Source organism: Pseudonocardia nigra, from assembly GCF_019396355.1.
GTDB classification, from domain to species: Bacteria; Actinomycetota; Actinomycetes; order Mycobacteriales; family Pseudonocardiaceae; genus Pseudonocardia; species Pseudonocardia nigra.
In genome coordinates this window covers 1-22,378 of sequence record NZ_JAHKRK010000127.1, presented here as the reverse complement: position 1 = coordinate 22,378, position 22,378 = coordinate 1, and the positions used below count along the sequence as shown (strand labels likewise).

Genomic DNA, 22,378 nt, shown 5'->3' with positions numbered 1-22,378 from the left:
TGCACTGGGTGCGCGATGTGACCTTCGCAGAGGACTTGTCTCAGGTCCGCGCCGGTCACGGCCCGCAGGTCATGGCGTCGCTGCGGAACCTCGTGATCAGCCTGCACCGCCTCGCGGGCGCCACCAACATCGCCAAGGCCCTACGCCATCACGCCCGCGACGCCCGTCGACCGCTCCAACTACTCAAGATCATCTGACTTTGCCGACCCCCTGGGGTGTGGGGTGACCAGGGCCTCGACTGCGGCCCGGGCGAGCTCGCGCTCAGGTGGCGGGAAGTAGTCGCGCCGGGCGATGCGCCGCAGCTCGGCGCGCAGCCGCCGCGCCAGCGACGCCCGCCCGGCCTCGTTCACCACATCGCCGGCCACCGCTTCGGTGATGACCGCCTGATACTCCGCGGCGCGCGCGGCGACCATCGCACCGGCCCGCTCACGCTCCTGACTCGCCGCGGCCGGGCGGGCGATCCACACCCCCGCGGCACCGCCGGCCTCGACAATCTCATCGGCGATCCACTCCAGCTGCTCGCGGGTGCGGGCATCGGCGGGCAGCGCGACCAGCCCGTCGGCGAGCTGGGCCACCCCGAGCCGTTTCAGCTTGCGCCACACCGCGATCCGGGGGGTGCTCGGCTCACGCGGCAGCCGATAGACCAGCATCACCCACTGCCCCGGCTCACCGCGCCCCGCTGCTGCTGCTCGCCCTGCCATGACGGTGATCCAAGCGCTGCGCGCGGGTGGCATTCAGATCGTCGAGGTGCACAACCACAGCCTCGACGACCAGCCGCGGCTGTTCTACATGCACTTCTGGGCCAACGACGACGCGGTGAAACTCGCCCAGGCCCTGGGCGCCGCGGTCCGCGCGCACAACGTCAGCCCGGCGAGCTGACGTCACCGGCTGCACTTCCTCGGCGAGCATGGCGAAGTCGCCGTTGATCGCGGCCCGCCCATCGCCGGTGGGCTGGAAGTTGATCACTGTGGTGATGCCCATTCCCGGCGCCAGGACGCCGTGCGCGCCGGTGATCGGCTCGTTGCGCTGGAAGGAGAACTTGTAGATCCCGCCGTCGTTGGTGCCCGTGGTGCCCAGCCCGGCGTCAATCGCGGCGGTATCCAGCTCCAGCTGCGGTTGCGACGACGGGCCGGCGTCCGCCGGCGGTGGAGTCCTGGTGCGGTTCAGCGCCATCCGCACCGTCTGGGCCATCGCGACCGGGTCCGGTGCGGCGCCGTGGATGTGCTCCACCACAGCTGCGGCTCGTGGGCCAGCAGGTGCTTGTGCACCGCGGTCTGTTCGACGCCACCTTCCTGCAGCGCGTCGGTGACCGGCGGCAGTTCCGCTTCGGTGACCACCAGATCACCCATCATCACCACCGTGCCGTCAGGGTAGCGGGAGAACGCGGCGTAGGAGCCGCCCAGTGCGAGTCCGGGCGCGATTTGCACGTCGTAGCTGCGCACCGACAGGTCCCTGCGCGAGAAACTGACCCGGTACACCAGGCCGTCGGCCGACAGCTTGCCCGGCCGGCCCAACGCCTCGGCCACCGGTTGCCAGTCCGCCTCGGTGGTGACCGCGGGCTGCGCCTCCGATCCGCCCTGCCCGCTGCTGGTGGGCTGAGCGCCGGGGGAGCTCGCCGGCGTCGTCGCGTCGTCGCCGCTGCAGCCCGCGACCAGCAGCGCCGCGGCGCCCGCGATCGCCGCCATGCGCCGCACCCGCCGGACATCCGTACTCGCCTCCCTCTTCTCGACTCGCTGAGGCATACCTTACCTCGCCTACCGTGAAACTGCGGTTGCACTACCCCCGAGGGCGGTGGAGGTTACCCAAACGGGGTGAGGCGACTAGAGCCTGTCCCGTGGATCATGGGACGGGGTCGCGGAGCCAGATCCTGATCGAGGCGACATCGACGGTTCCGCGGAACATGTAGTCGCGCTTGTCGTAGCGGGTGGCGACCGCGCGGTGGCCCTTGAGCTTGTTGATCGCGCGCTCGACGACGTTGCGCTGCCCGTAGCTCTCGGCGTCGAACGTCGGCGGTCGGCCACCCTTACGACCGCGCTTGAGCCGGTTGATCCGTTGATCGGAAGGCTCCGGGATGACCGCCCGGATTCGACGTCGCCGCAGGTGGGAGCGGATCGCCCGGCTGGAGTAGGCCTTGTCGCCCAACACCTGTCCGGGCCGGGTCCGGGGTCGGCCGGGGCCGCGGCGGCGGATCCGGATGCCGGCCATGACCGGTTCGAAGGCCAGCGAGTCGTGCCGGTGCCCGGCCGTGGTGACCCGGGAGATCGGACGGCAGCGGGTGTCGGCGGCGAGGTGAATCTTGCTCGTCAGCCCGCCCCTCGACCGCCCAAGTGACTCCCGGCTGGGCTTAGCGGCCGGTTTCTTGTGATTCGACCCTGCCCCCTGTGTCCAGCTCGGTGGTCGCGACAACCTCCGCGGCGACGTCGGCCGGTGGCTGATGCCGGGCACCGGCGGCGTGCTGGTGGGCGCGGACCACACCGGCGTCGACCCCGACTGTCCACTCCGGGCCCTCCGCCACGTCGGCGTCGCGGCGCAACTCGTCGAGGATCCCCACCCAGGTTCCATCGGGCGGGGCTGACCAGGGCCGCGGCCAGGCCGAGCACGGCGCATACCCCGAGGATGCGCAGCACCGACCAGCGCAGCCGGAACACCATCACCAGCGCCGCGAGCGTGATGACCAGTTGCACCGGGGCCACCGCGCCGAGCTGCGGCAATTCGAGGTGCACCGGCCCGGCGTCCAGCTGCGTCGTGGCACGGAACAGGGTGTGCACCGCGAAGTACACCGCAAGGTTGGCGATCACCCCGACCACCGCGGCGGTGATCCCAGTTAACGCCGCGGACACCGCACGGTTGCCGCGCAACCGCTCGACGTAGGGGGCGCCGAGGAAGATGAACAGGAAACACGGCACGAACGTCACCCACGTGGTCAACAGCGCCCCCAGCAGCGCGGCGACCCACGGGTCCAGCGGTCCCGGGTCGCGGAACGCACCGAGGAACGCCACGAACTGCACGACCATGATCAGTGGGCCGGGGGTGGTCTCGGCCAGCGCCAAGCCGCGGACCATCTCCCCGGACGCGAGCCAGCCGTAGACCTCCACCGCGCGCTGGGCGACGAACGCCAGCACGGCATACGCCCCGCCGAAGGTCACCAGCGCGGCCCCGGAGAAGAACAAGCCCTGCTCGGCCCACACGCTGTCCCGGCCGAACGCGACGACCACCGCCACGAGTGGCGCGGCCCACACCACCAGCCCGATCACCAGCACCCGCAGCGCCCGGCCCAGCCGCGGTGGCTCGGCGTGCAGGGCGTCGTCGGGGATCACCGGCGCCGGCCCGGCGACGGCGTCCCGGTGCCCATCGCCGGGGCGGACGACGGCCGGTGCCCACTGGCCCAGCGCCCAGCCCAGGGCGGCGGCGGCCGCGACCGGGAACGGCACGGCCAACACCGCGATCGCCAGGAACGCCGCCACCGCGAGCGCGACCAGCGCTGGGTGTCGCAGCGCGCGGCGTCCGACCCGCACCACGGCCTGGGCGACGATGGCCAGCACCGCCGGAGCAAGCCCGGCGAACAGCGCGGTCATCGCCGTCGTCTCGCCGAACGCCACGTAGATCGCGGCCAGCGCGAGCAGTGCCACCACCCCGGGCAGCACGAACAGCACCCCTACCGCCAGGCCGCCGCGTAGCCCGTTGAGCAGCCACCCGATGTAGACCGCCAGCTGCTGGGCCTCCGGCCCGGGCAGCAGCATGCAGTAGTCAACGCGTGCAGAAACCGCTGTTGGCCGATCCAGCGCTTCTCCTCCACCAGCGCCCGCTGCATGACCGCGATCTGCCCCGCCGGACCACCAAAGGTCTGCAAGGAGATCGCAAACCAGGTGCGCACCGCGCTGCCGAACGGGACAAGATCCCGCCCGCTGGCCGTCGTCGACCGCGGCTCCGGACCGACCTCACTCACGCTGCGCCCCTCCATCCACTCGGCCCCATCCACCCCGACCACCGCCGCGGGTGATGAAACCATGGTTGCGGGGCCAGCAGTTCTGGCAGGTGGGTCAGCGTGTACTCGACGTCTCGCTCGCTTCGTCTGTCGTCAGCGTGTCTGAGCCATCGCGCGGGTGGCTGCCAATAAGTTGAGCCAGGTCGTAGTGGCGATGAATCGAGGAGCGACGTGGCGGGCGTACTGGCAGCGGTGCCATCTCCGCCGGCGCCGGAGGTCGGCGTCGAGCTTGAGTTCGTCGCGCCAATCGGCGGCGTGCGTCGCGAGCCGCTGCCGACCTGCTGGAGCGTCCCGTTCGAGCGCGCCGCGCCAACCAGCTCCGCCCGCTTCCCGACCACACCTGACTCGACCTCGATCACCTCCCCGGGGCGGACCTCACCGGTCGGGCCGTCACCGGAGCGCGCCCCGCCCTGGTGCTCGACCTTGTCGAGCGGCTGGTCGCCTTGCTCACCGCCCACGCCTCACCCGGCCGCCTCGCCGATACCCGCGGCGCCGAGGCCGTGCTCGCCCGAGCCTGCGTGGTGCTCACCGACTGGGAAAACGCCTACCGCGCCGGCGAGCTCCCCACCCCGGCCGCGGCCCTCTGGGCCGACCCGGCCACCACCGCCGCCAACCTGCTCGACGCCGTCCCCGACCACCAGGTCACCGAGCTCATCGCGCTGGCCACCCGCGCCCACACCTGCGGCATGCTCACCCGCCTCACACCCGCACCCGCCACGCCCGGCGCCCGGCCCCGGTCCGGCGGGATCGCCGGGCCGGTGCTCATAGAGCACTGGGCCGACGCCGACCTCCTCATCCCGACCATCCCGGTCGATGCTTCCGGTGGAAGCGCCTCCCTCACGCCGCCGCCGCCCGGTGGAATGACGCTGCTGGACGTCAAGACCGTGCTCACGGTGCGCAACCCCGCCCGGGTGGCCCGCTGGCTGTGGCAGCTACTCGCCTACGCCTGGCTCGACCCCGCCGACCGCTACCGCATCCGCGCCGTCGGGCTCTACCTCGCCCGCCACGGCACCCTCATCACCTGGCCACTCGAGCAGTACGCCGAGGGACTGCTCGACGGGCGCAACCCCGACGTTGGCTCGCCGCGTTCCGCCAGCTCGCCAGCCGGGTCATCGCCACCGAGACCGGCCGAGCCACCCACGGGCACGCCGCCAGTCGTTGACGGTATGGGTCAAAGCGGCCCTGGGGGTGCATCTCGTGTTCGGGCCGCGGAGGCCTGCGCGAGCGAGAACGAGCAGCGCATCCAGGCCGAGTTGACGAGCTGATTGCCGGGCGCAGCCCCCCAGGCGGCGTGCAACACCGTCGCTCCTCGGTCACGACCCGATCGCCGCAACCGCCCAGTGCCTGCTCACTGCTCGCTCCGCTTCGTGGCGAAGAGGCTCTATACAGGGGTCGTTAGATCGGGCTAATATCCGCGTATGGCGGCGACTAACCGTGATGGTGCGAGCGGTCTTGGGTGCTGCGGAATCAGGCACACCGAGGTCATTGAGAGCTACCCAAAGGCGATCTTCGCGTCGGCTAACCGCGGCGGAGCTGTCACGACCTCGGCGGTGGCCGGCGAGCTGGGGGTGACGACTCCGACTGTCTCGGCGATGCTGAAGCGGCTGGAGGCGAATGATCTGGTTCGCCGCTTTGGCGGTCACCGGATCGGGCTGACCGAGCACGGGACGCGACACGCGCTGGGGGTCGTGCGGCGGCACCGCCTGCTCGAGGTGTTCCTCGCCGAGGTCCTCGGCGTGCCGTGGGACGAGGTGCACGCCGAGGCGCAGGTCCTCGATCACGGCATCAGCGCGCGGCTCGAGAGGCGGATAGACGCCTTTCTGGGTCATCCGACGCATGATCCGCACGGCGCCCCGATCCCGTGGGCTGGTGGGCAGTACGCGGAGGACTGGGGCACTGCACGCCGTGGACGTGGTACTGCGCCAGCAGGGCGGGGTGGTGCCAGAGACGATCATCACCGACACCGGCTCCTACTCCGACATCGTGTTCGGGCTGCTGCACCTGCTGGGCCGCCAGTACCGGCCGCAGCTGGCCAACCTCCCGGATCAGCGGCTGTGGCGCATCGACCCGGCCGCCGACTACGGGCCGCTGGACCGCGCCGCCCGCGGACGCATCGACACCGACCGGGTCGTGCGGCACTGGGAGGACATGTGCCGGGTCGCCGTCTCGATCCACTCCGGCGAGGTCTCCGCGCACGAGGTCACCCGCATGATCTCCCGCGACGGGAACCCGACCTCGCTCGGGCAGGCGATCGCCCACTACGGCCGCATCTTCAAGACCTTGCACATCCTGCCGAAGGAGTTCTCGCCATGCCCGCACTCCGTGACAGCCTCGACACCGCGAAGCCCTATGTGCTGGGCCTGTTCCGAATCGTCATCGGCGTTCTCTTCGCCTTTCACGGCGCGGCCCAGCTCTTCGGCATCTTCGGCGGCGCGCCCGGCGGCGGATCCGTACCGGTCGGCGTGTGGCCCTACTGGTACGGCGCCGTGATCCAGCTCGTCTGCGGTCTCCTGGTCGCCGGCGGGCTGTTCACCCGCACCGCCGCCCTGATCGCCTCCGGCTCGATGGCCTACGCGTACTTCGTCGTGCACCAGCCCACCGCCCTGCTGCCACTGCAGAACGACGGCGAACCATCCGCGATGTACTGCTGGTCATTCCTGCTCCTGGTCTTCACCGGCCCCGGCGCACTCGCCCTGGACAAGCTCCTCGCCACCCGGCGGCAAAGCGCGCCCACCGCCGAGGTGGTCGCCGCCATGTGACCCGCGTAGCGCCTGCCAGTCCGATGGCCCCTGCAAGTCCGGTGGCTGCGGGCCATCGGGAACATCTGCGACCAGGGCGCCTCGCGCGGTGCCGGTGAAGTTCTGGAATCCCGGCACGATGCCCGCTGGCGCGATGGCGCGGCTACTCGTCGTCGGCGGCGGCCGGGTCGCGCAGCGGCCGGTGCACGCCACCGAGGTCGGGTAGGTGGAAGCTGTAGTGGCCGTCGATGCCGAGGTGGTGACGTACGAACGGGGACAGCCGCGGCAGGTCGGCATCGAGCACGGGGTATTCCTGGTGGCGCAGCTCGGCGACCGCGCGGTCCATGTAGACGGTGTTCCACAGCACGATGCAGTTGAGCGCCAGGCCGAGCGCGGACAGCTGGTCTTCCATGCCGTCGTAGTAGGCGCGGGTGACCTCGCCCTTGCGGCCGTGGAACACCCGCCGGGCGAGGTCGTGCCGTCCTTCGGTGAGGTTGGCCTGGGCCTTGATCTCGCGCCGGTAGGGCTCGTCGTCGGCCAGGCGCAGGGGACTTGGCGCAGAATAGCTTAGGCAAGCCTCGCCTCACCAGGAAGGTGGTCGTTGTCACTTTGTTAGGCATGCCTTAGCTGATTTATCGTCCGTGGTTGGTTCACCCCGGGGTGACCGAAGCTTCGTCCGATCGCCCGATCGGGCGCGCAGTCGCAACCGCATCGGAGAACGATCCGTGTCCAAATCTGCACTTGCCGTCAGAACCGCTGCCCCCGTGGTGGCCGGATGAAGGGCCACCGGGTGACCGCCGACATGGCGTTGACCGCTTTGGCCCCGGCCGTGTGGGGCAGCACCTACGTGGTTACGACCGAGCTGTTGCCGCCGGATCGGCCGGTGCTGGCGGCCACCCTGCGGGCGTTGCCGGCCGGTCTTGTGCTGCTCGCGGTCGGCCGGGTCTTGCCGCGCGGGGTGTGGTGGTGGCGGGCTCTGGTGCTGGGTGTGCTGAACATCGGCGCGTTCTTCTATCTGCTGTTCGTGTCCGCCTACTTCCTTCCCGGCGGCGTCGCGGCGCTGATCGTCGCGGTGCAGCCGCTGCTGGTGTTGCTGCTCGGCGCGATGCTGCTGAAGGATCGGATTCGGCTGGTGCAGGTGGCGGCGTGCGTGCTCGGCGTGCTGGGTGTGGCGCTGCTGGTGCTCAAGCCGCAGGCGAGCCTGAATCCCGAGGGCGTGCTCGCGGGTCTGGCGGCAGCGGCGTGCATGGCGTCGGGCATCGTGCTGACCAAGCGCTGGGGCCGGCCGGACGGGGTGGGCCTGTTGACCTTTACCGGCTGGCAGCTGGCCGTCGGCGGGCTGGTACTGGCGCCGGTCACGCTGCTGGCCGAGGGGCTGCCCGGCAGCGTCACGCTCACCAATGTCGCCGGGTTCGCCTACCTGGGCGTGATCGGGGCGCTGCTCGCGTACGCGATCTGGTTCCGGGGCATTTCCCGTCTTCCGGCGTTGGTGGTGTCGATCACCGGGTTCGCCAGCCCGCTGACCGCGACGGTTCTCGGTTATCTGGTGCTGGGCCAGGCGCTGACGCCGCTGCAGCTGGTCGGCGCCGCGGCGGTGGTGGCCGCGGTCGTCTTGGCGCAGCCCCGGCAGCGTGGCGTCGAGGGCACGGTCACGGGCTCCGGCACGCGTGAGCCTGCAGGGAGCGCGGTGTGACGGCGGCACGGTTCAGCCGGCTGGGTGGGTGCCTGACCGGTGTGTTCGGCGCGCAGGCGCAGGCGCGGCCGGACGCGGTCGCGGTGCTGGGTGACGATGAGTGCCTGACGTTCCGGGAGCTGGAGCTGGCCAGCGGTCGGCTCGCCGGCCGACTCGCCGAGCTGGGGGTCGGCGCGGACGACTGCGTCGGGCTGTACGCCGAACCGTCACTGGACCTCATGGTGGGCGTGTGGGGCATCCTGTTCGCCGGGGCCGCGTACCTGCCGTTGGCTCCGGAGTACCCGGACAAGCGGCTGCGCTACATGATCGAGGACAGCCGCACCCGGGTGATCGTCACCCAGGACCACCTCGTGGCCCGCGTTGCCGAGCTGGCGCCACGCGGGACGACGGTGGTGTCGGTGTCGGAGACGCCGGCCACCGCGACGCACCCTGCCGCACCGCGACCGGACACCCTGGCCTACGTCATTTACACCTCCGGCAGCACCGGCAAGCCGAAGGGCGTGATGATCGAGCACCGCAGCGTGCTGTCCCAGCTGCGCTGGATGCAGTCGTTCGGTCACCTGGGCCCGGACGTCACCGTGCTGCAGAAGACACCAGTGAGCTTCGACGCCGCGCAGTGGGAGATCCTGGCCCCGGCTGTGGGGGCGCGGGTGGTGATGGGGACGCCGGGCATCTTCCGTGACCCCGCCGCGGTGATCAGCGCGATCGTCAAACACGAGGTCACCACGCTGCAATGCGTGCCCACCCTGCTGCAGGCGCTGCTGGACACCGAGGGGTTCCAGCTGTGCACGTCGCTGCGGCGGGTGTTCTCCGGGGGCGAGGCGCTCTCGACCCGCCTGACGCGGGCCCTGTATGACGAGGTGCCGTGGGCGTCGCTGGTCAACCTGTACGGACCGACCGAGTGCACCATCAACGCGACGGCGCACCTGGTGGACCCGGACGCACTCGGGGAAGCCGCGGGCAGCGTCCCGATCGGCGTTCCGGTGGACAACACCCAGTGCTACATCCTCGACGAGACCATGGCGCCGGTGGACATCGGCGAGACCGGCGAGCTCTACATCGGCGGGGTCCAGTTGGCCCGCGGCTACCTGAACCGGCCCGAGCTGACCCGCGAGCGGTTCGTCCCGTCACCGTTCGTGCCGACCGAGCGGCTCTACCGGACCGGCGACCTGGCGTACTGGAACCCCGACGGCACGATCCAGTTCGCCGGGCGGGTGGACAATCAGGTCAAGCTGCGCGGCTACCGCGTCGAGTTGGACGAGATCGCGCTGGCGATCGAGGAGCACCCCTGGGTGCGCCGGGCGGTCGCGATCGTCGCCGACGAGCCGCGGACCGGCTTCCAGCAACTGGTCGCTTGCGTCGAGCTCGACCCCAGGCAGGCCGCCCTGATGGATCAGGGCAACCACGGCGAGCACCACCAGTCGAAGGCAAGCAGGCTGCAGGTGAAGGCGCAGCTGTCCAACCGAGGCGTCCGCGACGCCGACGATCTGGCCGGCCGCGCGAGGGTGCCGCTGCCCGGCAGGGAGGAGACCGCCCGGCAGCGGCGGGAGGCCTTCGCCCGCAAGACCTATCGCTTCTACGACGGCGGCGAGATCACCCGCGCCGACCTCGAGGCGTTGCTCGCGCCGCGACCGGCCACCGCGAACACCCGCGGCCTGGACCAGGTGACCCTGGCCGAGCTCGGCGAGATGCTGCGCTGGTTCGGCCAGTTCCACAGTGAGACGCGGTTGCTGCCCAAGTACGCCTACGCCTCCCCCGGCGCGCTCTACGCGGTCCAGCTGTACCTGGAGACCGCGGGGGTGGCCGGTGTGGACGCCGGGGTGTTCTACTACCACCCGGTCGATCATGCGCTGGTGCGAATCGGCCCACCCGGCGAGCACGCCGACGGCCGCCTGCGCGTCCACTTCCTCGGCCGCACGAGCGCCATCGAACCGGTGTATCGCAACAATATCCGGGAGGTGCTGGAGTTCGAGGCCGGGCACATGGTGGGCGTGTTCGAGGAAGTGCTGGCCGAGCACGGGCTGGCCATCCGGCCACTCGTCTACCGCACCGCGGTCAAGGACCGCCTGGACGTCGCCGCCGCGGACCACTACCTCGGCACCTTCGACGTCCGGCCCGCCGACGGCACCCCCGACCCCGACCCCACGGAGGTGTTCGTGCAGGCCCACCCGGGGCGGGTGAGCGGCCTGCCGGCCGGCCAGTACCGCTACCTCGGCGGACGACTCGAGTACCTCTGCGAGGAGATCCTGGAACCCCGGCACGTGATCGCCATCAATCAGCCGGTGTACCAGCGCGCCGGTTTCGGCATCACCGCGGTGAGCCGCGCGGACCAACCCTGGCTGGAGTACCTCTGCCTGGGGGCCAGGCTGCACCACCTGCAGCGCAACGGCCTTCGCCTCGGGCTCATGTCGTCGGGCTACAGCTCCAAGACCGGGCATCCGCTGCCCGCCGCGCGGCGCATCGACGACATCCTGGCCGCCCGCGGGATCGAGCCGGGCGCGTCGTACTTCTTCCTCGGCGGCAAGGTCAGTGATGCGCAGATCCGCAGCGAAGGCATGGACGAGGACGCCGTGCACATGCGCGGCCCGGCGGAGATCATCAAAGACGAGTTGGCCGGCACGCTGCCGGACTACATGATCCCGAACCGGGTGCACGTCGTGGACGTGCTGCCGCTGACCGCCAACGGCAAGGTCGACGTGACAGCGCTGGCCGCCGCCGAGCAGCAGCGCTCAGCGGCCAGCGCCACCGCCTACGTGGCCCCGGCCACCCCGCACGAGCGGTGGCTCGCCGAGGCCTGGGGCGCCGCGCTGAGATACGAGAACGTGTCGGTCGGGGACGACTTCTTCACCGCAGGCGGGAACTCGCTGATCGCCGTCACCCTGGTGAACAAGATCAACAATGCGTGGGGCACTCGGCTGCCGCTGCAGGTCATGTTCGAGCACCCCAAGCTTGTCGATCTGGCCGCCCGGATCGGCCGGGACGCGACCGAATCCTCCTCGCGGCTGGTGCCGCTGCACGACACCGGCACCGGCGGCCCGGTCTTCTGCTGGCCCGGGCTGGGCGGCTACCCGATGAACCTGCGTCTGCTGGCCACGCGGTGCGGGCTCGGCCACCCGTTCTATGGGGTCCAAGCGCTCGGCATCAACGCCGGCGAGACGCCGTACCAGACCATCGAAGACATGGCCGCCGCCGACGTCGCGGAGATCAAGCGGATCCAGCCCGACGGGCCCTACACCCTGTGGGGCTACTCCTTCGGCGCCCGCGTCGCGTTCGAAGCGGCCTGGCAACTCGAACAGTCCGAAGCCCGGGTGGAGCACCTGCTGCTCATCTGCCCCGGCAACCCCCAGGTTCGGCAGGTCGAGGGACATCGCCACGGACGCGAGGCATCTTTCCGCAATCCGGCATACGTGATGATCCTGTACTCCGTCTTCGCCGGCACGATCAGCGGACCGGACCTGGACCGCTGCGTCACCGCAACCCGCGACGAGGACACCTTCGTCGCCTGCATCCAGCGGATGCAGCCCACGCTCGACGAGCAGCTGATCCGCCGCATCACCCGGATCGTCGGTCGGACCTACGAGTTCGAGTACAGCTTCCACGAGCTGACCCGGCGGCGCGTCAACGCGCCGGTGACCATCTTGAAGGCGACCGGGGACGACTACTCGTTCCTCGAAGGCAGCTCCGGCTACTCCGCCGACCGGCCCACCGTGATCGACCTGGACGGCGACCACTACAGCGTGCTGAAGGAACGCGGCATCGCCGAGCTCGTGTCCGAGATCCAAACCCGCCTGGCCCGCTGATCCACAACACCGAAGGGGCGGCCATGCCGCACGTCACCATCAAGCACTTCCCGCAGGACTTCACCGAACAGCAGCAACGCCAACTCGCCGCGGCGATCACCGAGGTCATCACGCACCATTTCGGCGTCACCGAAGGCGCCGTCTCGGTGGCCGTCGAACCGGTGGAGCCCGCCGACTGGAACGACGCGGTGTACGGTCCCGAAATCGCCGCACGGCAGCACCTGCTGATCAAGCGACCCGACTACGGCAACAACTGACGCGCGATTACCCAGGCTGGACTCGGTGGCGACCCCAGCGCCGCGGTCGCGTAGTCGACCGACAGCATCGCCCTCCAGCCGGTCCGCAGGCAACCGCCGGGCGTGCAGGTCGTCGCGCCCGGGGTGGGATGACACACCACGCGCCCGGCGGACAGATCGTGCAGCGCGGTCAGATGGTGTAGGCACGCCAGGTCGTCATCGGAATCGTGCACCCACCGCAAACCTCCGACTGCCGGCGTCGCCTGCGCCGGCGCCGGGTTGACACCGAGCGGTGCGGCGGCGGCGGTCACACACCCACGCCGCCGCCGTGCAGGGTGAACGCGTTGCGGGCCACCGTCTCATCGACCCGGTCACCGCCAGCGGCCGCGCACAGCTCGGCGGCGGTCTTGGTGAACGCCGCCCAGTGGCGCAGGTTGCCGTGCGCGAAGTGGTCGTCGATCAGCAGCAGCAGCTCCGTGTCGACGCCCTCGTAGAGCGGGTGATAGGCCGGGATCAGCCGGCACACCTCGGCCGGGGTGAGCGGTTCCACGCTGACCCGCCGGTAGATCCGTGAGCGCAGCATCGGTTCCCGCGACAACACCTTCCAGGTGCCGTCCCCGCCGACCAGCAGCAACGCGAACCGGGTGGAGCGGTGGTCGTGCAGGTAGCGCAGGTACTCGATGCACTCGGTGTTCAAGCTCTGGGCCTCGTCGACCACGACCACACGCCCGCCTCCACCCGGCGGGGGGGCCAGTTCCTCGACGAGCTGCTCGGTGAGCACGAACCGGTTGCCCCGCCCGGTCGGGACCCGAGTCAGCTCGGCCAACAGGGCGGCCGCGACCAGCCGCATCGTGGGCCGGCTGGGGAACTTCACCCAGCACGGCGCCCGCCCGGCCAACCCCGCGGCCGCGGCGCGGGTCAGGGTTTGCTCGACCGCGCAGGTCTTGCCCAGCCCGGCCGGCCCGTGCACCGTGCCCATCGCCTGCGCGCGGATCAGGTCGGTGACCGCGCGCTCGACCATCAACAGCGAATCGGTGGGCAGCGTGGACGCGCTCTCGACATCCAGGAAGTGCCGCACCATCCCGCTATCCCTCCTCGTCCTCGTCCTCGTCCTCGCTGGTCGCCTTCTGCTCGACCTCGACGGTCGGCGTCCCCGGCTGTCCCTCGCGGGGCGGGTTCCAGTAGTCGAAGTCGCGATGCAGGCCGAGCAGGTCGGTGCGGCCCAACCGGCGCAGCTCACGCCCATCGTCGTCGCGGCCGCGGCGCTCCTGCCGGGCCTGCTCGGTGGTGATCACGGTGGTGTCCTCCCCAGGCCCGGGCGCGGTGATCGGGGCCAGCTGCGCCCGGGCCCGGCGGCTGGCGCCGGCGCTGCCGGCGGCCCAGCTCCGCGGCATCGGCGTGGCGGCGGGCGAGGACCGCGGCCCGCTGCTCGGCGGTGAGCTGGTCCTGCGGGTAGGCCGTGCACAGCCAGGTGTCGCCGCGGAAGATCTCGATCTGGCGCAGGTCGTGCGGCGTGTAGCGGACCTGGACGCGTTCCCCGACCAGCCCGTTGAGCTCCGGGGCGATGAACCGGACCCGCTCGAAATGCACGCCGTCCTTGTTGACCGTGCGCTCGACATCCGCCATCAACATCCACCGCAGCCGCTCGGCGGGCACCTCACGCAACGGGGCCGCGTCCTCGCACCACCGGGCCAGCGGGGTCTGCCCGTCCAGCTCGCTGTGCACCCGGGCGGTGTTGTAGTCCGCCACCCACTCGGCGAAGCGGTGGCTGAGCAGCTCCAGGCTCATCGGCTCCGCGGCCGGCCCGAACAGCCGCCCGTCCGCGCCCCGAGCGCCGTGGGTGTAGAACGGCAGCCCGGACAGGAACTCCTGGTCCAGAGTCCGATTGACCCTCTCGATCTTGCCCTTGCGGTGCGGCGTAGGCGTCGGTCGGGTCCAGCGTCGTGCCCAGCACCCCGCACACCCGCTCCAGCGCGGTCGTCGCGAACTCCAACCCGTTGTCCGGAACCAGGACACGCGGGACCCCGCCGAACGGGCCCCGCTCCGGGTCCACCACCAGGCCACGGCGCAGCGCAGCCAGCACCGTGGCGCAGTCCGGACGCAACGACAACGCCCACCCCATGATCAGCCGCGAGTAGCAGTCGAGGAACAACGTCACCCACGGCTTACGCGGACGCGTCCCGCGCGGCGGAGTGACCAGCACCGGGAGCTCCTTGTGATCGGCCTCCCAACGGGCGTTGCGGGCCACCGGTTCCCACCGCAGGTACACCTCATGCCTGCGCCGACCCTCCACCCCGTCCACCACCGCCGCCCGTTCACCGGGGGACAGCTCGCGGGAGAACGCCCTCTGCAACGTCCGCAACGGCACCACCGCCTCGCCCTTCGCCGCCCGCGCCCGCCACAGCGCCGCCACGTTGCCCGTCCAGTCGGCGTAGTCGTTGCGGTCGGCCTCGGTCAGCTCATACCGCGCCCGCGGCGTCCGATCAGGCGCCGGGTCGTTCACCCATCGCCAGACCGTGCGCTCGGTGACCACCAACGCCGTCGCCGCCGCGCGCACATCCGCGCTGGTCACCGTCCATCGGCGCGGTGGCGGCGCAGCCGCTCCACCAGCGCCGCTCGGACCGCCGGGTCGACGTGCGGCTTCACCACGGCCCGGGAAGGTAGCGAAACCCCGCCGGTAACGCCTGGCGACACGCTGAAACCGACACAGCTTCCCTGGGAGCGGTCCGACCTGCGGAAACACAATTCATCGTCCCCGTTGTCGCGACCTGCCGAGTCAGCCGTCGGTGGTCAGCAGCGCCAGTGCGCGTTCCCGGTCGGCGTCATCGGGTTGACTGTAGATCCGCACGGTGTCCAGTGAGGCGTGCCCGAGCAGGTCCGCGACCAGCACCGGGTCCACCCCGGCCCGGATGAGCTGGGTGGCGAAGGTGTGGCGCAGCACGTGCGGCCCGAACTCGCCGCCGGTACCGGTGTCCTCGACCAGCCCGATCCGTTCCCCGAGATCGGTGACGATCGCCCGCGCGGCCCGATCCGACAACCGCCCGCCGCGCCGGTTGAGCAGCAGCGCGTCGGACTGGTCGGCGGCCGGCCAGCTCGGACGTTCCTCGAGCCAGGCCGCAAGCGCGGTCCGCAGCTCGGGGCGGGTGAGCGGGAGCTCGCGCACCTTGCCGCCGTCGCGGCCCTTGCCGCGCACCCGCAGGCTGCCCTTGCGCGCCGAGAGCGCGACGTCGGCGACGCCGAGGCCGACGACCTCCCCGATCCGCAGCCCCGCGTAGAACGGCAACAACGCCACCACGGTGTCGCGCGCCGACCCGCAGTGCTCCACCGCCCGCAGATACCGCACCACCTCCCGCCCGCCGAGGGCCTTCGGGGCGCGCCGGGGCAGCACCTCACGCCGGGCAGCCGCCGCGCCCAGGCCGCGGCGGACGTAGAAGTCGTCGACCGCGGCGAGGGTGTTGTTGATCGTGGCCGGGGCCTGGCGGCCGACGGTCTTGGCCCACACCCGCCAATCCCACACCGCCCCGTCGCGCGCCGCCCGGTCCTGCAACGGATCCGCCTCGCCGTCGGCGTGCAGGGCGGAGCCGGCCAGCCAGACGAGAAACCCGCGGACCCGGGCCACGTACTTCGCCCGGGTCGCCCCGCTCAACGGCGCCCGGGCCAGCGCCCGCTGGTAGTGGGCCAGCTCGGCCGCGAACTCCACGGGAAGCTCGATGACCCCACCGACCCGGCCGGCGTCTGTGTTTCCGGAAGCTGATCCCGGTGGTTGCCGGGGCTGATCCGTCGCGTTTCCGGAAGCCATGCCGGGAGTCTAGTTCCGGGAATGCACATTCCCGGAACCTGCGCGATCAACGATCGGAACATCGGCCACGACCGTCGTTCCCCAGCGAACCGGCGCTCTGACCAGGGGAAGCAGCCCGGCGCGCGGCCACAACCCGACCACGCCGTGGCGGTCGCCGAGGTCCACGCGCTGGCCGCGGGCAAGGTGCACGGCCAGCGCGTCCACCGCAGGGTCGACCGGGCCAGCGGCCACGTAGGCAACCGGACCCTGCGTGCGACGTTGCGTTGCGGCGCGGCCTCGTGCCCGACGCCGCTGCCCGGGGCGCACCCGCGCTCGCCGTCGAGCGTCGTTACTCCGCGTCGAGAACGGCGTCGATCTCCTCATCAGTCACGTCCTCGATCTCGAGACGCTCCAAGATCTTCGCAGTGCGCAGCTCCGCTTTCACGCTGCCCCGGTGCAACTTGTAGAGCGTGTCCCCGTACCCGCCCTCAACATCGGCGAGACGCGCTTCCAGCGCGAGGATGCGGCGTTCAAGAGTCTGCAACGAGGCCATGACCGACATCCTCTCCCGCACCTGCGCCCGGGCAACAGCCGCCCAGCCCCTTCCTGGAACCACCATGAGGTTGGTCGGGCCCGAAGCCCTTGGCTGCGCGCGGACAGCAGCGTCCCGCTACCCGGCCCCCAACCGCTGGTTCGCGACACGCTGATTGTGGACGGCCTACCGGCATGCCCCGACCAGCAGAAACACCGACGGCGCCAGCCGGCGGGCGGGTGGGAGTTCCGGAAGGGTCGATTCCGAAGATCGGAGGTCGGCGGGACGCGACAGCACCTCATCCGCGGGCTGCGGATGAGGTGCTGGATGTCTCGCAGTGGAGCGATGGACTGGCCGTGGGGTCAGTAGCGGCGGATGCCCAAGCCATTCGTGACGCAGCCGATGACAGCGTTGGTGAAGTAGCCGCTCATGCTGCGGTGCTCGGAGTACAGGCGGTAGAGCAAGGTCGCGCCGGCGGCTCCGATCCCGCAGCGACTCCCAACGATTAGCGCGACGCGCGACGACGGACAACCCTCATGGAGCTGTCGACGACGCGCCGCCTCGTAGGCACCCGATCTCCGGCGTTTCGGGTACATCATCGCTGTCCGGGGTGGCTCACCCCGCCCGCCCGGGACAGCACCGCCAGTGGGGATGATCGGGAGAACGCGAGCGCCCATCCGCGCAGCGCTGCGACCTCACCTGCGGTGAGGATCGTCGAATCGTACGACCCGTCCGTGCTCGGCGTCGCAGGTCCAGAAGTGGCCGCGGTCGTCGGTGGTGAGGCAGTGCCCGACTTCGGGGACGGTGACCTCGCGGACGAGGGTGAGGCCGTTCTGGGCCGGTTGGAGGGTGGCGATGGTGGTGCCGGGGTCGGCGCGGACGTAGAAGTGCCCGGTTTGCTCGGAGTGGGCGGGTAGGGCTTCCCCGCCGCCGACCTCGTAGCGGCCGAGCTGGCGGCCGTCGTCGAGGTCGAGCAGTGAGACCGCGCCGTCCTCGGCGCAGCTGGCCAGCACGACCCCGAGCTCGTCATCGACCCGGGGGAATCCGTGGTTGCCGGCGCAGCCGGTGGCCCACTGGGCGGTGACCGCGCGGGCGAGCAGGTCGATCGCCACGAGGTCGTTGCCGGCGTGGGTGTAGGCGGTGTTCCGGGTCGGGCTGGTGGTGAAGCCCTCCGGCCCACCGGGCACCGTGATGAACCCGACCGGGCGGGGCGTGGGAACCGCCTCGTCGGCGAGGGCGAAGATCTCGATGCCGGCGGCGTCCGGCTCGGTGACCCACAGTTCGCCGGTCGCCTCGACATAGCGCACGTAGTCCGGTGGTGCCGAGGTCGGCGCCGAGGACAGCACTGAACCGTCGGCGGGGTTGACGGCGGTGAGGGTGCTCGCAGAGCGGTCGGCCAGGAACAGCGTTCCGCGGCCTTCGTCGGCGGAGGCGACGCTGCCGGTGCCGGGAACGCGGGTTGCGGTGGCCGCGTCCGGGTCGACCAGGTACAACCCGCTGTCCCGGGCCGGGACCAGGACCCGCTGCAGCCTGTCGCTCAGGAGGCGGCGCTGCGGCATCGGTCACGCTGCCTCTCACCGTGCCGCGCATGGTAGGTCGGCGGTACGACATTTCTGCGCATGCCGGCGACGGCGTATCGGTTGACGGGGTGTGCCGCACTACCGAACCGGCGGCCACGGGGGCTGATCGGCCGCGTTGGCGCTACGCCCTCCGCTTGGACGTTGTGCGCCATGCCGCGGCGAGCCCACGGTCGGCGATGGCCTTGTGCCACCGGTCGGCGAGGGCGTCGAGCAGCCGTCGTTCGACCTCGGGCGCGACGTGGGAGTAGGTCTGCTGGATCTTGTCGTTGAGGATGTGCCCGAGGCGGTGGGACTGGGCAATCTCGGGGACGCCGTCGGCGATCATCCAGGTCTTGTGACTGTGCCGTAGCCCGTGAAAGGTCAGGCCGAGCTTGACCGGGTCGAGGCGCAGGTCCGCGCGGGGGTGAGCGTGGTTGCCGTCGGCGGCGGGGCGCATGGCGCGGCGGGAGAAGTTGCTGCGCCGGTAGAGCTGCCGCTCAGAGGTGACGAACACGTGCCGGTGGTCGTGGGTGTCGAGGTGTACGCGCAGCAGCTCGACCAAGAACGGGGGCAGGGCGATGGTGCGCGCCGACTCGGCGGTCTTCGGTGGGCCCAGGTGCAGCCCCTGACTGGACTCGTGCAGGGCGCCGATGTCGGGATCGATGACGATCGCGCCGTCGTCGAGATGGGTGTTCGACCGTTGCAGCCCGACGAGTTCTCCCCAGCGGGCTCCGGTCCAGGCCGCCGTGACGATCAGGATCGCGGCGCCAGGTCCCGCCCCGGGTAGGCGGGCGGCGTTGTCTGCGACGGCCAGCGCCTCGACGGGGTTGGCCCAAATCCGCTCGGTTCGTCGTGCGCGGCGGTGCCGGCCGCGGCGGCGGGCCCGGATCGGGTTAGCCACGATGAGCCGTTCCTCGGCGGCGTCGGCGAGCAGCAACGACAGCAACTTCATCACCCCGGCCACGGTCGCCTCGGCGTATCCACGCGCACGCAGCTGCTTCGCCCAGGCCGCGGCCTTGATCCCGGACACCTCGGCCAGCCCGATCTCGCCCCAGCGAGGCTGGATGTGGTGGGTCAGCAGGCTGCGGTAGTAGTCCTCGGTGCGGACTGCGACGTCGAGGGCGTCGAGCCACTGCACGGTCCATTCCCCCACCGTGACCTTCCCGGCGGCGGGGTCTATCCAGGTACCGCGGCGCTGGTCCGTTTCCATGCCGTCGGCGTGCTCGGTTGCGGCGGTCTTGGTCGGGAAGCCGTTCGTCGCTCCGATGGTGCCGTCGTCACGGCGGTAGCGCACCCGCCAGCTCCGCGCCCCAGACTGCTCTACCCACGCCACCGCGCCCACCCCTCGTCCTCGTGCCCACGGCCCGCTGCGGGCTGCACCTGTATGGACGCTCGGTACGCGGCGGAGCGCCAGCATGCTCCGGGCCGGCGTCGGTGAGCGGTCATCGCCGGCCCCGGGACCGTGCCGAGCCGATGGCGTTACGCCCACGGCTACCGGTGGGCGGCGACACGGGTTGAGCGGCCGCGGCCGCAATGGCCCGGACGTCGGTCCGCGAGAACCGCAGGTGCTTGCCGAGGAACGTGCACGGCACCGCTCGCGCCGTCGCCCGACGCCGCAACCACGACTCCCGCACCGACAGCAACTCCGCAGCTTGCGCCGGGGTGAGCAGCGGAAGCAGCGCGTCCTGGTCCCCGCCGACGCGCGTGCGTCCCGCCGTTGCGGAACCCGGCCTCGGTTCCGAATCGGGACCATCGACGCGAGCCGTCGGGAGCGGCGGCACCACCCCTTGATCGCGACGGGTCGACGGGCGGGTCATGCCGCGGCCTCGAAGCCGGCGGCCCGCGTCGCGTCGCCGCGTGCGCGGGCCCCCATCGCTTGACCCTGAACGTTGGGCCTCGTGGTGAAGATCAGGACGTCCTCGTGGGCGATTAGGTGTAGCGGGAGCCCGGCCTCGCGCTGCTTGCGGATGAAGTCGCGCTGGAAGAACGAGCCGCGGGCGACGAGGCCGTCGTCGGCGACGCGGCCGAGCAGGGCGACGCAGCGTTCGACGGGCACGAGGCCGGCTCGGGTGCCGCAGGCGAGGATCTGGGAGGGCAGGTCGATCAGCTCGGCGTGCTCGCGCCAGGGCCGGACGGTGATGGCGACGTGCCCACCGGGGCGCAGGACGTCTGCCAGCGCGGCGAGGATGCGCTGGAACCCGGCGAGCAGGCGGTGGTGGCCGATGTTGGCGAGGTTCCCGCGGTCGAGCAGGTTGCCGTAGAGGTGGTGGTACTTCTGCACGCCGCCGCCGGGGATGACCGAGACCTGGCCGTGGGTCGAGGGGCCGTACGGCGGGGAGGTCACCACGAGCGCCGCCCGGCCGACCGCGTCGGGTGGGAGCAGGGTCGCTAGCTGCCGGGCGTCGCCGTGCAGGACTTGGGCGTGGTCGGCGTGGGTGGCGCCGAGGTCGCGGGCGAGGTCGAGGTTGGCGCGGGCGACGTCGACCCAGTGGGGTTCGTACTCGACGCCCACGGCGCGGCGGCCGAGGTGGAGGGCCTCGACGAGCGTGGTGCCGATGCCGCACATCGGGTCCAGAACGAGGTCCCCGGGGCGGGTGTAGTGGGCGACGGCGTGGGCGGCGACAGCGGGCAGCATCTTCGCCGGGTGCGCGGTGGAGCCGGCGGTGTAGCGGTCGCGGCGCTGGCTGGCGGGGGGCTGCTGCGCGGTGAGCCACACCGACAGCGGCAGGTCCTCGAGGTCGACGACGTCGGGGGTCGCGGGCAGAGCGGCGGGGCGCGCAGAGTGGGCGCTGTCGGACATGAACGTGCCTTCCGGGTCGGCGATCGTGGCGTGGCGGACGGGCGCGCGGGTCACCGCTGCGGGGCTCGGGCAGCGGGTCTGGCATCGTCGTCGTGAGGCTGGGCGAAGACCAAGACGTCGCTGTGCACGCGCCGGTGCGCCACAGGCGCCTGGCCGTCCGCGGCACCAGTCGTGTGGTTTCGGAGGTGTGCCGGTGGGAGGTGCACGGCGACGACGTGCTGGAGGTAGAGCAGGTCGGCGTTCTGCCCGGCGGTTGCCATCGGCCCCGTCGGGTCGACGAGGGCGCCACCGTTACGGTCACAGTGGGTGAGCACGGCGAGGACGCCGCCGAGCCGTAGTTCTCGGGCGGCGAGCCGGGCGACGGCGTCTGTGTGCTCGGCCGCGTCGTGCCGTGCGGGCATGACGGTGAGCAGCAGGTCGACCCGGCCGTCCGCGCCGTCGAGGTGGGCGCGATCGGCGTCGTGCCGCCCGTCGGCCGCTGGCAAGCTCCCGAGCCGCGGCCGTCGGTCGAAATCGGTGACCGCCGCGACCGCGGCGGGCGGGACCGTCGCTCCATGTCCGTCCCGTCCGGCGCCGGGCCAGGGCAGGAGCAGGACGGTGGCGCCGGGTTCGGTGAACGAGGTGACGGCGCGGGTCAGCACGGGCAGCGGCCAAGCGTTCGACGGGTCGATGTCCGCCATCCCGCCCGGGCGCAACGGGAACCCCGGGTTCGCCTCGTCAGACGAACCCGTCACGAGGGTGGCGTCCGGAGCGGCCCGGTTCGGGTCGGGCGTGAACCAGATGGTGGACGGGGTCGGCGGGTGGTTGCCGCTCCGGGCGGCGCGGCGTCCGGAGCTCGCCGGGCTGCGTCGCGTGCGGGTCGGCGCGGTCGGGTAGGGCCGGAAGTCGACCACCGCCCGACCGCGGCGTGTCGGCCCCGGGATGGAGGCGGTGGAGGCGGTGTTCTGCTCATCGCGGGCGGAGTGATCGTCGGGCTGCACAGGGCTGCTCCTGGGGTCGCGTTCGCCGCGCCCGAAGCGCAGCCGAGGACACCCCTGAACTCCGTCATCAAGGCCGGGCGGGGACATCCCGACGATTAATCGCGGCACTGAGAATCGCTCCTCAGGCCCTACCCCATCCCGCTGCAGCATCAGGGCCCCGGCGTTGTTGATCTTTGTCCGGTTTGGTCGGATTCAGTTAGATGCCGTACGCGGTGAAGACGTCGTCGCGGTTGAGGAGGTCTCGTCGGGCGTGGGCGATGTTGGCGCGGTCGGCGAG

At 71.5% G+C, this 22,378-nt stretch carries 22 protein-coding genes and 5 pseudogenes; 9 read left to right on the top strand and 18 right to left on the bottom strand.

Translation table 11 applies throughout. The annotated features are described in order from the left end of the window. Window positions 1-197: pseudogene (locus KME75_RS25920) on the top strand (ISAs1-like element ISMul1 family transposase); the annotation flags it as partial. Here the strand turns inward: KME75_RS25920 and KME75_RS25915 are convergent. Then, window positions 180-701 (bottom strand): Chromate resistance protein ChrB, encoded by a 522-nt coding sequence (locus tag KME75_RS25915; RefSeq protein ID WP_246632843.1) that lies wholly within the window; start codon window positions 699-701, stop codon window positions 180-182. The pseudogene KME75_RS25920 and the gene KME75_RS25915 overlap by 18 nt on opposite strands. Here KME75_RS25915 and KME75_RS25910 point away from each other — a divergent pair. After that, window positions 700-879 carry a DUF1259 domain-containing protein gene (locus KME75_RS25910; protein ID WP_219417489.1) on the top strand — a complete coding sequence of 60 codons (180 nt, stop codon included), beginning with the start codon at window positions 700-702 and terminating at the stop codon, window positions 877-879. The two genes, KME75_RS25915 and KME75_RS25910, sit on opposite strands and share 2 nt — an antisense overlap. 45 nt (window positions 880-924) lie before the next feature. Here KME75_RS25910 and KME75_RS43675 read toward each other — a convergent pair. The 5 genes and pseudogenes from KME75_RS43675 to KME75_RS43665 form a co-directional block, all read right to left on the bottom strand. After that, window positions 925-1,173 (bottom strand): annotated as a pseudogene (locus KME75_RS43675) (DUF1259 domain-containing protein); the annotation flags it as partial. Beyond that, on the bottom strand, window positions 1,164-1,685 hold the full coding sequence (locus KME75_RS25905; RefSeq protein ID WP_219417484.1) for a DUF1259 domain-containing protein: 522 nt from the start codon (window positions 1,683-1,685) through the stop codon (window positions 1,164-1,166). The pseudogene KME75_RS43675 and the gene KME75_RS25905, both read right to left, overlap by 10 nt. Window positions 1,686-1,839: 154 nt before the next feature. Further along, on the bottom strand, window positions 1,840-2,406 hold the full coding sequence (locus tag KME75_RS25900; RefSeq protein ID WP_219417483.1) for an IS5 family transposase: 567 nt from the start codon (window positions 2,404-2,406) through the stop codon (window positions 1,840-1,842). Next, entirely contained in the window at window positions 2,304-3,188 is an 885-nt protein-coding gene (locus KME75_RS43670; protein WP_308283080.1) for a chromate transporter, read from the bottom strand. Before KME75_RS43670 ends, KME75_RS25900 begins: the two co-directional genes overlap by 103 nt. A gap of 264 nt (window positions 3,189-3,452) precedes the next feature. Beyond that, window positions 3,453-3,961: pseudogene (locus tag KME75_RS43665) on the bottom strand (chromate transporter); the annotation flags it as partial. 437 nt (window positions 3,962-4,398) lie between these two features. Between KME75_RS43665 and KME75_RS25885 the strand changes: the two are divergent. The 4 genes and pseudogenes from KME75_RS25885 (at window position 4,399) to KME75_RS25875 (ending at window position 6,744) form a co-directional block, all read left to right on the top strand. Then, window positions 4,399-5,250 (top strand): hypothetical protein, encoded by an 852-nt coding sequence (locus tag KME75_RS25885; RefSeq protein ID WP_219417480.1) that lies wholly within the window; start codon window positions 4,399-4,401, stop codon window positions 5,248-5,250. 153 nt (window positions 5,251-5,403) lie between these two features. After that, window positions 5,404-5,787: pseudogene (locus tag KME75_RS46920) on the top strand (metal-dependent transcriptional regulator); the annotation flags it as partial. Window positions 5,788-5,854: 67 nt separating this feature from the next. Then, complete coding sequence (locus KME75_RS46100; protein WP_308283078.1) at window positions 5,855-6,475, top strand: Tn3 family transposase; 621 nt, start codon at window positions 5,855-5,857, stop codon at window positions 6,473-6,475. Next, complete coding sequence (locus KME75_RS25875; protein ID WP_308283079.1) at window positions 6,361-6,744, top strand: DoxX family protein; 384 nt, start codon at window positions 6,361-6,363, stop codon at window positions 6,742-6,744. Before KME75_RS46100 ends, KME75_RS25875 begins: the two co-directional genes overlap by 115 nt. Before the next feature lie 142 nt (window positions 6,745-6,886). Here the strand turns inward: KME75_RS25875 and KME75_RS25870 are convergent, their stop codons facing one another. Then, window positions 6,887-7,264 carry a Tn3 family transposase gene (locus KME75_RS25870; RefSeq protein WP_246632846.1) on the bottom strand — a complete coding sequence of 126 codons (378 nt, stop codon included), beginning with the start codon at window positions 7,262-7,264 and terminating at the stop codon, window positions 6,887-6,889. A gap of 234 nt (window positions 7,265-7,498) precedes the next feature. On the opposite strand from KME75_RS25870, the gene KME75_RS25865 reads away from it, so the two are divergent. From KME75_RS25865 to pptA, 3 genes are read left to right on the top strand one after another with little or no spacing between them, the layout of a single operon-like run. After that, the gene (locus KME75_RS25865; protein WP_219417479.1) at window positions 7,499-8,416 is read left to right on the top strand and encodes an EamA family transporter; all 918 of its coding nucleotides are present in this window, start codon (window positions 7,499-7,501) and stop codon (window positions 8,414-8,416) included. Then, entirely contained in the window at window positions 8,413-12,216 is a 3,804-nt protein-coding gene (locus tag KME75_RS25860; protein WP_219417478.1) for a non-ribosomal peptide synthetase family protein, read from the top strand. Before KME75_RS25865 ends, KME75_RS25860 begins: the two co-directional genes overlap by 4 nt. A gap of 23 nt (window positions 12,217-12,239) precedes the next feature. Continuing rightward, the gene (pptA, locus tag KME75_RS25855) at window positions 12,240-12,473 is read left to right on the top strand and encodes a tautomerase PptA (RefSeq protein WP_219417477.1); all 234 of its coding nucleotides are present in this window, start codon (window positions 12,240-12,242) and stop codon (window positions 12,471-12,473) included. A 286-nt stretch (window positions 12,474-12,759) separates the two neighbouring features. Here the strand turns inward: pptA and KME75_RS25850 are convergent, their stop codons facing one another. The 11 genes and pseudogenes from KME75_RS25850 to KME75_RS43650 all read right to left on the bottom strand — a co-directional run bounded on the left by KME75_RS25850 (window position 12,760) and on the right by KME75_RS43650 (window position 22,101). Next, entirely contained in the window at window positions 12,760-13,533 is a 774-nt protein-coding gene (locus tag KME75_RS25850) for an AAA family ATPase (RefSeq protein ID WP_219417476.1), read from the bottom strand. 4 nt (window positions 13,534-13,537) lie between these two features. Then, window positions 13,538-13,747: a hypothetical protein gene (locus KME75_RS25845; protein ID WP_219417475.1), complete on the bottom strand. Its 210-nt coding sequence runs from the start codon at window positions 13,745-13,747 to the stop codon at window positions 13,538-13,540. Continuing rightward, window positions 13,689-14,240, bottom strand: a complete 552-nt coding sequence (locus KME75_RS25840; RefSeq protein ID WP_246632841.1) for a Mu transposase C-terminal domain-containing protein — start codon at window positions 14,238-14,240, stop codon at window positions 13,689-13,691. Before KME75_RS25840 ends, KME75_RS25845 begins: the two co-directional genes overlap by 59 nt. Before the next feature lie 136 nt (window positions 14,241-14,376). Next, a pseudogene (locus tag KME75_RS46915) lies at window positions 14,377-14,700 on the bottom strand (integrase catalytic domain-containing protein); the annotation flags it as partial. 528 nt (window positions 14,701-15,228) lie between these two features. Further along, a complete protein-coding gene (locus KME75_RS25830) occupies window positions 15,229-16,152 on the bottom strand; it encodes a tyrosine-type recombinase/integrase (RefSeq protein WP_219417472.1) in 924 nt (307 codons plus the stop codon). A 427-nt stretch (window positions 16,153-16,579) separates the two neighbouring features. Next, window positions 16,580-16,783, bottom strand: coding sequence for a hypothetical protein (locus KME75_RS25825; protein WP_219417471.1), 204 nt, complete (start codon window positions 16,781-16,783; stop codon window positions 16,580-16,582). A gap of 674 nt (window positions 16,784-17,457) precedes the next feature. After that, window positions 17,458-18,321 (bottom strand): YncE family protein, encoded by an 864-nt coding sequence (locus tag KME75_RS25820; RefSeq protein ID WP_219417470.1) that lies wholly within the window; start codon window positions 18,319-18,321, stop codon window positions 17,458-17,460. A 142-nt stretch (window positions 18,322-18,463) separates the two neighbouring features. Then, window positions 18,464-19,615, bottom strand: a complete 1,152-nt coding sequence (locus KME75_RS25815; protein ID WP_308283077.1) for a tyrosine-type recombinase/integrase — start codon at window positions 19,613-19,615, stop codon at window positions 18,464-18,466. Between the two features lie 148 nt (window positions 19,616-19,763). Further along, on the bottom strand, window positions 19,764-20,138 hold the full coding sequence (locus KME75_RS46910; RefSeq protein WP_372452659.1) for a helix-turn-helix domain-containing protein: 375 nt from the start codon (window positions 20,136-20,138) through the stop codon (window positions 19,764-19,766). Then, window positions 20,135-21,175: a TRM11 family SAM-dependent methyltransferase gene (locus KME75_RS25810; RefSeq protein ID WP_308283076.1), complete on the bottom strand. Its 1,041-nt coding sequence runs from the start codon at window positions 21,173-21,175 to the stop codon at window positions 20,135-20,137. The genes KME75_RS46910 and KME75_RS25810 overlap by 4 nt, the downstream gene beginning before the upstream one ends. After that, window positions 21,172-22,101, bottom strand: a complete 930-nt coding sequence (locus KME75_RS43650; RefSeq protein ID WP_246632839.1) for a hypothetical protein — start codon at window positions 22,099-22,101, stop codon at window positions 21,172-21,174. Before KME75_RS43650 ends, KME75_RS25810 begins: the two co-directional genes overlap by 4 nt. Window positions 22,102-22,378 lie beyond the last annotated feature (277 nt).